This window comes from Streptomyces sp. NPDC042638 (genome assembly GCF_040647235.1).
Classification (GTDB): domain Bacteria; phylum Actinomycetota; class Actinomycetes; order Streptomycetales; family Streptomycetaceae; genus Streptomyces; species Streptomyces rameus.
Genome location: NZ_JBEZBT010000028.1, coordinates 88,912 through 97,880 on the forward strand (window position 1 = coordinate 88,912; position 8,969 = coordinate 97,880).

At 73.5% G+C, this 8,969-nt stretch carries 7 protein-coding genes; 3 read left to right on the forward strand and 4 right to left on the reverse strand.

Features of this window, described 5'->3' with window-relative positions; translation table 11 throughout:
• Positions 1–81 precede the first annotated feature (81 nt).
• Complete coding sequence (locus tag AB0B40_RS22570; protein ID WP_345051736.1) at positions 82–948, reverse strand: LysR family transcriptional regulator; 867 nt, start codon at positions 946–948, stop codon at positions 82–84.
• Positions 949–1,041: 93 nt separating this feature from the next.
• Between AB0B40_RS22570 and AB0B40_RS22575 the strand changes: the two genes are divergently transcribed.
• Positions 1,042–1,764: a hypothetical protein gene (locus AB0B40_RS22575; RefSeq protein WP_345051739.1), complete on the forward strand. Its 723-nt coding sequence runs from the start codon at positions 1,042–1,044 to the stop codon at positions 1,762–1,764.
• Positions 1,765–1,798: 34 nt separating this feature from the next.
• Here AB0B40_RS22575 and cyc2 read toward each other — a convergent pair whose 3' ends face one another.
• The gene (gene cyc2, locus AB0B40_RS22580; RefSeq protein WP_362265211.1) at positions 1,799–3,982 is read right to left on the reverse strand and encodes a germacradienol/geosmin synthase Cyc2; all 2,184 of its coding nucleotides are present in this window, start codon (positions 3,980–3,982) and stop codon (positions 1,799–1,801) included.
• A gap of 153 nt (positions 3,983–4,135) precedes the next feature.
• Here cyc2 and AB0B40_RS22585 point away from each other — a divergent pair, with 153 nt between their 5' ends.
• Together AB0B40_RS22585 and AB0B40_RS22590 are read left to right on the forward strand one after the other, a co-directional pair.
• Positions 4,136–4,927 carry an alpha/beta hydrolase gene (locus tag AB0B40_RS22585; RefSeq protein ID WP_362265213.1) on the forward strand — a complete coding sequence of 264 codons (792 nt, stop codon included), beginning with the start codon at positions 4,136–4,138 and terminating at the stop codon, positions 4,925–4,927.
• On the forward strand, positions 4,924–6,189 hold the full coding sequence (locus AB0B40_RS22590) for a cytochrome P450 (protein WP_345051748.1): 1,266 nt from the start codon (positions 4,924–4,926) through the stop codon (positions 6,187–6,189). Before AB0B40_RS22585 ends, AB0B40_RS22590 begins: the two co-directional genes overlap by 4 nt.
• Here AB0B40_RS22590 and AB0B40_RS22595 read toward each other — a convergent pair.
• Entirely contained in the window at positions 6,166–7,365 is a 1,200-nt protein-coding gene (locus AB0B40_RS22595) for a damage-control phosphatase ARMT1 family protein (protein ID WP_362265215.1), read from the reverse strand. The two genes, AB0B40_RS22590 and AB0B40_RS22595, sit on opposite strands and share 24 nt — an antisense overlap.
• Before the next feature lie 22 nt (positions 7,366–7,387).
• Positions 7,388–8,035 carry a ScbR family autoregulator-binding transcription factor gene (locus tag AB0B40_RS22600; RefSeq protein WP_345051753.1) on the reverse strand — a complete coding sequence of 216 codons (648 nt, stop codon included), beginning with the start codon at positions 8,033–8,035 and terminating at the stop codon, positions 7,388–7,390.
• Positions 8,036–8,969 lie beyond the last annotated feature (934 nt).

An 8,969-nucleotide genomic window follows, 5' to 3' on the forward strand; every position in this document is an offset into this window, starting at 1 on the left:
CTGGCCGGAGCGTGGCGGAGGGTAGCCATGGCTGCGGAGGGTAGCCATGGCTGTCGACACGGCACGGCGGGCGCCGCTGCCTCAGTCGGCGGGCAGCAGTCTCCGCGCGAGGTCCGCCGCCGCTCCCCCGGTGCCGCCGCCGTGGAGGAGTTCCGTGCGGTGGACGAGGCGTGGGGCGGTGAGCGGGACGGCGACCGTGCCGGGGACGCCCGTGGCCGCCGGGCGGGGCAGCAGGGTGAGGCCGTGGCCGGCCGCCGTGAGGGCGGTGACGGTGCGCACGTCGGTGCCCTCGTAACGCAGGGCGGCCCGGAAGGCGCCGCCGCCGGTCGCGGCACGCAGTTGGGCCAGCGGGAGGGCCGCGTCGGGCGCGTCGACCCAGCGGGCGTCGCGCAGGTCACCGAGGCGCAGGCCGGGCCGCCCGGCGAGCGGGTGTCCGGCGGGCAACAGCACGCTCACGGGCTCCTCGGCGATACCGCGCGTGGTCAGCGGTGCCACGTCGGTCAGCCGCAGCGGATCGCTCGGCGCGGCGAGCCCGTCGACGAGACCGAGGTCGGCGGTGCCGGTGGCGACGGCGGCGGGGATCTCCGTGCGGGGCAGGACGCGCAGGGTGACGCCGGCCGGCGGGAGCGCGCCGAGGACGGCGGGGCCGAGCGCGGTGGGGGTGGTGGCGAGGGTCAGGCCGTACCGGGGTGCGGCGGCGATGCGCGCGACGTCGGCACGGGCCGCGTCGAGACGCAGCAGCAGCGGGCCCGTGTGCTCCAGCAGCCGTTCACCGGCCGCGGTGGGGGCGACCGGCCTGCGGGTCAGCAGCGGTGCGCCCAGGTCCTGTTCGAGGGCGGCGATGTGCTGGGAGACCGCGGACTGGGTGTAGCCCAGTTCGCGGGCCGCCTCCGAGAAGGAGGCGAGACGCGCCACGGCGACGTAGGTGCGGAGGAGGTGCGGGTCCATGCCGCACAGCATCCCACTCCATCAGCAGTGCTTATCGACCATGCAGAAACCATCGTTGGACGTGAACGACCGGCCCCGCGGAGGATGGTGGCCATGACGCACACCGCCACGGTCGCCCTGGTCGGCGACCGCTCCCCCCACGTTGTCTCGCACACCCGCATCCCGCTCCTGCTCGACGCCCTGGCCGCCCGTGACCGGCTGGTCCTGGACGCGTACTGGATCTCCTCCGAGGACGCCGAGGCCGAGGGCGCGGTGCGCGGGTTCGACGCCGTGTGGGTGCTGCCGGGCAGCCCGTACCGCAGCGAGGCGGGGGTTCTCGCGGCGGTCCGGACCGCGCGTGAGGAGGGCATCCCCTTCCTGGGCACGTGCGGCGGCTTCCAGCACGCGCTGCTGGAGTACGCCCGCGACGTCTGCGGGCTGACGGGGGCCGCCCACGCCGAGAACGACCCGGACGCCGAGGAGCCGCTCATCGAACCGCTGGCCTGCTCGCTGGTGGGCCACGAAGCCGCCGTGACGGTCGCGCCGGGCTCACTGGCCGCGTCCGTGATCGGCGCGGCGCGCACGGTCGAGCGGTACTTCTGCGCCTACGGCCCCGCCCGCCATCTCGACACGCTGCGCGCCCACGGGCTGCGGTTCTCCGGGCACGACGAGGACGGCCAGGTCCGGATGGCCGAACTGCCCGGCCACCCCTTCTTCCTGGCATCACTGTTCCAGCCGGAGCTGGCCGGCGACGGCTCGCACCCGCACCCGATGGTCCGGGCCCTGGCGCGAGCCGCGGTCGAACACGCGGCGGCCCGGCAGACCCGGCCGGCCTGATCCGGCCCGGTCCCGTACGCGCGGATCCGACCCGTCAGCCGCGCGCCACGGCCGGTACGGCGGGCACCGCAGCCGGCATGACGGGCGGGCGGTCCGGCAGGAAGCCGTGGGCGCGGCGGCCGAGCCACTCGGCCTTGTAGCGATCCACCTCACGGTGCCAGTTGAGGATCCCGGCCAGCCAGTTCTGCAGGTCCAGCACATAGGCGTCCATGATCGCCCGCGCTTCGGCCGACAGCGCGAAGTCGTCGTACAGGACCGGCAGTTCGTGGGCGATCACATGCTCGAACTGCTCCATGCGCTGGGTCATCAGGTCGTGGACGACGCGCAGCGCGGCCGGGTAGTCCACGCCGAAGAAGTTCTGCACGACCAGGACGGCGTTGTGGATCTCGCCCTCGTACTCGATCTCCTTCTGGTAGGAGAAGACGTCGTTGAGGAGGCAGGCGTAGTCGCTGGCGGCGTTCTCCAGGGAGCGCACCGGACCGCTGGCGTACACCTCGGCCGGGATCGCCGGGCCGTGGCCCATCCGGCACAGGCTCAGGGTGAGGTCCGAGCCGAAGGTGGCGCGCCGCATCTCCAGGTAGTCGACCGGGTCGGGGATCCGGTTGTACAGCTGGTTGGCGACTTCCCAGACCCAGCTCTCGGTCATCTCGTCCACAGCCTTCCTGAAGGTGCGGCGCTGGTCGGTCGTCATCCCGTCCGTCGTGCGGGCCCAGAGGTCGATCAGCGCCCGCTCCATGGCGTTGGCGGGGGCCGGAGCCGGCTCGCCCGCCACGGGCATGCACCGGGAGAGCCGGGCGGTGGTCAGCCGGGCGGCGGCCAGGTCCCTGCGGTGGCCGTAGACCAGCGGGTAGTAGTCGTCGCCGTAGGTGCCGAAGGCGAGCCACTGCGCGCTGAGGTCGAGGGCCTCGGCAGTGGCGTCCGGGTCCAGGCCGGCGGAGCACAGCGCGAGGTCGTACGCGGCGAGCTTGTCCTCGTCCCAGATGCCCTCCCGGAGGATGCCCGTCTCGTGGCACCAGTCGACGAGGCGGCGCCGGGCCCGGTCGAGGTGCGGGCTGAGCTGGAGCGCGTACGGCATGTACAGGTCGGGGATGAGGGAGGGCCCGACCTTCTGGTAGGACACGTGGGAGTGGGCGCGCAGCCGGTCCTGGGCGGCCGCGGCGAGGAGCGCGCCGACGTCGGCGGCGGAGGTACCGGGACCGCTCGGGAGCTGCCAGGGCGAGCCGGACCGGGCGCCCTTGTTCATGTAGCGGCTGGAGCGCATGTGCCACTCGTGGCCGCCGGACTGCCAGTCCTGCAGGCCCTTGGTGTAGGCGGCGACCGCGGCCACCTCGTCGGGCCGCAGTCCCTGCTCCAGGGCGACGGCGGGGATCTCGGTGAGCGCGGTGTGCTCGAACTGGTACAGCCGGGAGGTGAGGACGTCGTTGACGGTGTCGGCGGCCTCCTGCGTGGTGCAGCCGAAGAACTTCTCCAGGACCAGCACGCCGTTGCTGTTCTCGCCCTCGTCCTCGACCTCGCGCTGGTAGGAGAACAGGTCGTTGCGCAGGTGGACGGCGTCGGCGAAGGTCTCCATCAGGACGCGCAGCGGCCGGGCGCCGGCGACGGCCGCGGGCACCTCGGCGGTCGCGTACTCCACGAGCCCGGCCGACCAGGGGGCGCCACCCACCTTGCGGCGCATCTCGATGTACTCGACGGGGTTGGCGATCCGCCCCTCGTTGATGTTGGACAGCTCCCACATCGACTCGTTGAGCAGGTGCTCCGTGGCGACGGAGAACCGGCGGCGCCAGTCCACGGACATCGACGGCACCGTGCGCGCCCACAGGTCCTTCAGGCCCGCCTCGACGGGGTTCTCCGGCTCGGGCACCGGGGTGGACAGGTCGAGTGGCATGAACAGCGGCAGGCGGTCCAGGTGCGCCTTTCCGGCGGCGCGGTCCTGGGTGCGCTTGAACATGTCGAGGAAGTGGTCGTCGAAGAAGAACACCCACACGTACCAGTCGGTGATCAGCGAGAGAGCGGGTCCGTCGCAGTCGGGGTGGGTGTAGGCGCACAGGAGCCCGTAGTCGTGCGCCTCCAGGTCGGCCTGCTCCCAGATCCCGGAGCCCTCCAGCATGCCCATCTCGCGGGCCCACCGGTTCGAGTGGGCCCGGGCCTCGTCCAGGTGCGGGTTGAGCCGCGCGGGATACGGCATGTAGAAGTGCGGGAGTTCGAACGGCTGCGTCATGGCCGGGCCCTACCCGTGGCTCCGACCCCCCATCCGCCCGGCGGCACATGATCACACCATCGCGTGAACCGTCCCCGAAACGTGGAACTCCGGTGCGCGGTTGTGGCGTTGGCTCCCTTGCCGGGCCCGCGCGCGCGGGCCACGGTAGACGGCATGACCTCCTTCGTGCTGCCCCATGAGGTGCACGGCGACGGCACCCACAAGGTGTTCGCCGTGCACGGCTGGTTCGCCGACCGGTCCGCCTACGCGGCAGTCCTGCCGTACCTCGACCGCGTCTCCTTCGGCTACGCGCTGGTCGACCTGCGCGGCTACGGCGAGGCCCGGGACGCCGCGGGCCCGTACACCACGGCCGAGGCCGCCGAGGACCTGGTGCGCCTTGCCGACCGGCTCGGCTGGGAGCGGTTCTCGGTGATCGGGCACTCGATGGGCGGCGCGGTGGCCCAGCGGCTGCTCACCGTCGCCCCACACCGGCTGCGCCGGATCGCGGGCGTCTCACCCGTGCCCGCGTCGGGCATGCCGTTCACCGGCGAGCAGGCGGTGCTGTTCGCGGACGCGGCGCACCGGGCGGAGAACCGGCGCGCGATCATCGACGTCACCACCGGAGGCCGCCGGCCCGCCGCCTGGCTGGACCGGATGGTCACCGGCTCGCTGGAGCGCAGCGACGCGAAGGCGTTCCGGGCCTGGCTCGACTCGTGGGCGGGCGAGGACTTCAGCGCCGACGTCGAGGGCAGCGAGGTGCCGGCGCTCGCCGTGGCCGGCGCGCTCGACCCGGCGCTGTCACCGGAGGTCGTGCGGCGGACCTGGATGTCCTGGTATCCGCGCGCACAGCTCGCCGTGCTGCCCGGCGCCGGGCACTACGCGATGGACGAGACACCGCTGGACCTGATCCGTACCGTCGAGGACTTCCTGCGCGCGGACGAGGCGCACGGGGGCGGGCCGGCGTGAGCGTGCACGGGGAACCGCCGGTGCCGGACGTCTTCGATCCGCGCCGGTACGCCACCGGGGTGCCCTACGACGACTACCGCGTGCTGCGTGACCACCATCCGGTGGCCTGGCAGGAGGAGCCGGAGGTGCTGGGCTGGCCGGCCGGACCGGGGTTCTGGGCGGTGACCCGGCACGCGGACGTCGTACGCGTGCTGAAGGACGGGGGGACGTACTCCTCGTACGTCGGCGCGACCCAGATCCGTGACCCCGATCCACAGGACCTGCCGTTCATCCGGCGGATGATGCTCAACCAGGATCCGCCCGGGCACGGACGGCTGCGCCGGCTGGTGAGCCGGGCCTTCACGCCGGGGCGCGTCGAACGGTTCGCGGCCGTCGCCCGCGGGCGGGCGCGCACGCTGCTCGAACGGGCGCTGCGGGAGGCGCGGGAGGGGGACGGGACGGTCGACCTGGTGGCCGCGGTCACCGACGAGTACGCCCTGCTGAACCTGGCGGACCTGCTGGGTGTCCCGCAGCGCGACCGGCGGTTGCTGCTGCACTGGACGCGGCGGGTCATCGGCTACCAGGACCCGGACGAGGCCGGCCCCCCGGTGCTGGACGGCACGGGCAGGCCGGTCGATCCCCGGTCGCCGGCGATGCTGCGGGACATGTTCGCCTACGCCCGGGAGCTGACCGCGTTCAAGCGGCGGTATCCCGCCGACGACATCCTGACGACGCTCGGCCACGACGCGGAACTCGGCGACGGGGAGCTGGAGATGTTCTTCTTCCTGCTCACCGTGGCGGGCAACGACACCGTGCGCGGCGCGGGCCCGGGCGGGCTGCTGGCGCTGGCGGAGCATCCCGGGGCGTACGAGACGCTGCGCGCCGGAAAGGCGGTCCCGGCGTCCGCCGTCGACGAACTGCTGCGCTGGCATCCTCCGGTGCTGACCTTCCGCCGGACGGCCGTGCGGGACACCGAGCTGGCGGGCCGCCGGATCCGGGCGGGCGACAAGGTCGTGGTGTTCCACGCCTCGGCCAACCGGGACGAGCGCGTCTTCGCCGGACCGGACCGGCTCGACCTCACCCGCTCCCCCAACCCGCACGTCTCGTTCGGGGACGGCCCGCACGTCTGTCTGGGCGCGCACTTCGCCCGGCTGCAACTGCGGCTGCTGCACGAGGAGGTGCTGGCGGTGCTGCCCGGGCCGCCGCGCATCGCCGGACCGGCCGGGCGGCTGGTGTCGAACTTCATCAACGGCATCACGTCACTGCGGGTGCGTCTGGCCTGACGGGTCGGTCTGGATCAGCGCGTGCGTGCCGCTGGTCCGCCAGCGCTGCCCCTCGGCCGCCACCAGCGCCGCCTCGGTCGCGGCGGACAGACCGGTGATCACGTCGGACTTGAGGGTGCGCAGCGCGGCGACCGGTCCGGGGAAGTACGCGGTCGCCTCCCGGAACGGCGTGGTGGGCGGCCAGCGCCGGTCGCCCACCAGGCGGCGGTAGTTGAGGTCGCCCTTGACGATGGTCAGGGTGGCCGCCGCGAACTCGGCACGCAGGTCGTCCGGCATGCCGGCGTACGGCAGCGGGGCGCAGGAGAACGGGTGCGCGCGGACGGTGAGCCGGCCGTCGGCCATGGCCGACCAGAGCACGCGCGCGTGATCGGCGGCGGCGCCCCCGGCCGCGCGCAGCCGGCGCAGGGCGTCGGCCATGTCGGCGGTGGTGGCGTCGGAGACGTAGTACGGGTGCGGCTTGACGTGCAGGACCGCCCGTGCGGTGCGGCCCTCGGCGAGGAGGTGGGCGATCAGCAGGAGGTCGGGGACGAGTTCGCGGCCCGCGTTGTCGGCGACGAGCACGAGCGTGCCCGCCCCGTCGGGCGGCAGCAGCGACCACAGGGTGTCGCTGTCGTCGGCGACCAGCGCGGGAGCCGGCTCCTGGGCCTCGGCGCCCGCGGCGGAGAGGCGGAAGCCGAGGTCGGCGCGGTTGCCCCACAGCGAGCCGTGCAGCAGGGCGCGCGCCCGCTCCTGTTCCGGCAGGTCGCGCAGGCCGTCCAGGGCGGCCAGTTCCTCGTCGGTCTCCGGGGCGTCGAGTTCGGCGCGCTTGGCGGGGCGGAAGGGGTCGACGCCCTGCCAGGGGCCCGGCCCGAAGAAGCCGACGGCGTCGAGCAGCCGGCGGTAGAAGTAGCTCTCGGACCACAGCCAGGGCACGTCGTACCAGGACCGCCCGGTGTGGTCGGACAGGCCCCAGTCGAGCCACCGGCCCCGGTCCGGGGCGCCGTCGGGCAGCGGCTCGATCGTCCCCTGGGTGCAGCTCTTCAGCAGCTCGTCCAACGCCCTGTGCTGCCCGGGCCCGTACGGGAAGGCGTCCCGTACCTGCCGGATGATCGCGGGGTGCCGCTCCGCCAGCACGCTGTGCGGGAACGAGCCGGGTTCGTTGCCGAGGATCACGGGTGCGAACGGGGTGTCGGGCATGCCCGTCACCGTATCGCGGGGGTCAGGCCGTTCGGATCTCCCGCTCCAGCTGCGTGGCGAGGGTGACGTAACGGGGTCGCCGGTGCACCGGGACGAGACCGCGGATCACGAGGTGCCACATCTCGGCGACTCTGCGCGGCAGCCGTCCGACCGGTTCGAGCGAGCGGCCGGCGACCCGGGTGCCGATGAAGAAGCAGACAAGGGAGTGGGCGACGACACCGACGTCGACGTCGCCGTGCAGATCGGCTTCCCGGACGGCTCCGGTGAATTTGCGGGTCGCGAAGTCGAGCCACTCGGTGAACGGGTGCCGCAGCGGCGGCCGTACGGCTATGTCCGCGGTGGCGAGGCGGAGCCCGGCGCGCGGCACGGGATCCGCCACGGCGAGCCTGGCGATGCCGAACGTGGTGCGCATCAGGGCCTCCAGCGAGGAGCAGCCCCGGCTCTCGACGTCGGCCACGAGCTGTTGCGCGGCCCTGGCCTGGAGTTCCAGGATGGCGTGCGCCAGATCCTCCTTGGCGGCGAAGTGGAAGTACAGGGCGCCCTTGGTGACCTTCGCGTGTGCCACGATGTCGCTCAGACTGGTGGATTCGTAGCCGCGCCGGTCGAACAGGTCGGCGGCGGCCGTGATGATCGTGGCGCGGGTCTGTTCAGCGCGTAACTGCCTGGCCATCCCGGGACCCCTCCTCCCACCTCAAAAGAACAGGACATGCGGTTTGTTTCTAACCCCCCGCATACGATAACTCACTGAGCGGCTAGGGGAGTCCGGTGCGCCACCCGCATCGGCGCGACACGTGTCAGCGGCAGCCGAGGATCCGCCCGATGCCGGGCGTCACAGGCAACGGGCGAGATCACATCGGCTCCCGCCTCGTCACCGAGCGGAATCCGGCAGCCTCGGGACGACGAGTGCCTCACCCGTGATCGCCACGATACGAGGCGGACGACCGGACTCTCAACGGGGCGTGGGCGGGCGCGAAACAGCTGGACCGGTCGGTGTTTTCGCGCCCCCCGAGGCCGGGTGCGCCGGGGTGCACCGGGGCGCCCCGGTGCCCTGCGCACGGAGCCCCGACGGGCCCGGTCACCAGGGTCCACGTCTGCTCGCCCGGGGTGGCGCCGCCCGGTCGGCCCTCTGCCGGGCCGCGATCGCGGCGAACGGCGCTCCGGTCACCGCCTGAGTCGGTCCTCGCGTGACGGGGGTGGGCGGCCGTGACCGTCAGCTGATTCCGATCATGTGCGTCGGCCACCGCGCACAGGGGCGCGTTCCGGCTGTTCCGGCCGAGCGGAGGGCGGCGCGCACCGGACGGGTGGACGCTGCCGACAGACCAGACGGCTCGTCAGGCGCGTACACGGTATGACGCAACAGCAGTACGCCGGACACGTACTGCTCGTGTTCCGGCGTGGTTCCGGGGTGGCCCCGGGGTCGTCTTTCCCGGAGCACGGCAAGGCCGCCGGCGCGGCGCGGCCCGCGCGGACGGCGAGGTCGTCGGCGAGGAGCCCGGCTCCCGTGCCGGGGCGAGGTGACGGGCGGCCCGAGCGCGCGCCGTCGGCGGGATGGTCAGGCCGCCTGTCCCCCGCACCACGGGAGGCGGTCGGGCACCTGAGCATCC

Coding starts and splice junctions, on each gene's coding strand:
- AB0B40_RS22600 (WP_345051753.1), bottom strand. CDS start 8,035: ATGGCCAGGCAGTTACGCGCTGAACAGACCCGCGCCACGATCATCACG.
- AB0B40_RS22585 (WP_362265213.1), top strand. CDS start 4,136: ATGACCTCCTTCGTGCTGCCCCATGAGGTGCACGGCGACGGCACCCAC.
- AB0B40_RS22575 (WP_345051739.1), top strand. CDS start 1,042: ATGACGCACACCGCCACGGTCGCCCTGGTCGGCGACCGCTCCCCCCAC.
- cyc2 (WP_362265211.1), bottom strand. CDS start 3,982: ATGACGCAGCCGTTCGAACTCCCGCACTTCTACATGCCGTATCCCGCG.
- AB0B40_RS22570 (WP_345051736.1), bottom strand. CDS start 948: ATGGACCCGCACCTCCTCCGCACCTACGTCGCCGTGGCGCGTCTCGCC.
- AB0B40_RS22595 (WP_362265215.1), bottom strand. CDS start 7,365: ATGCCCGACACCCCGTTCGCACCCGTGATCCTCGGCAACGAACCCGGC.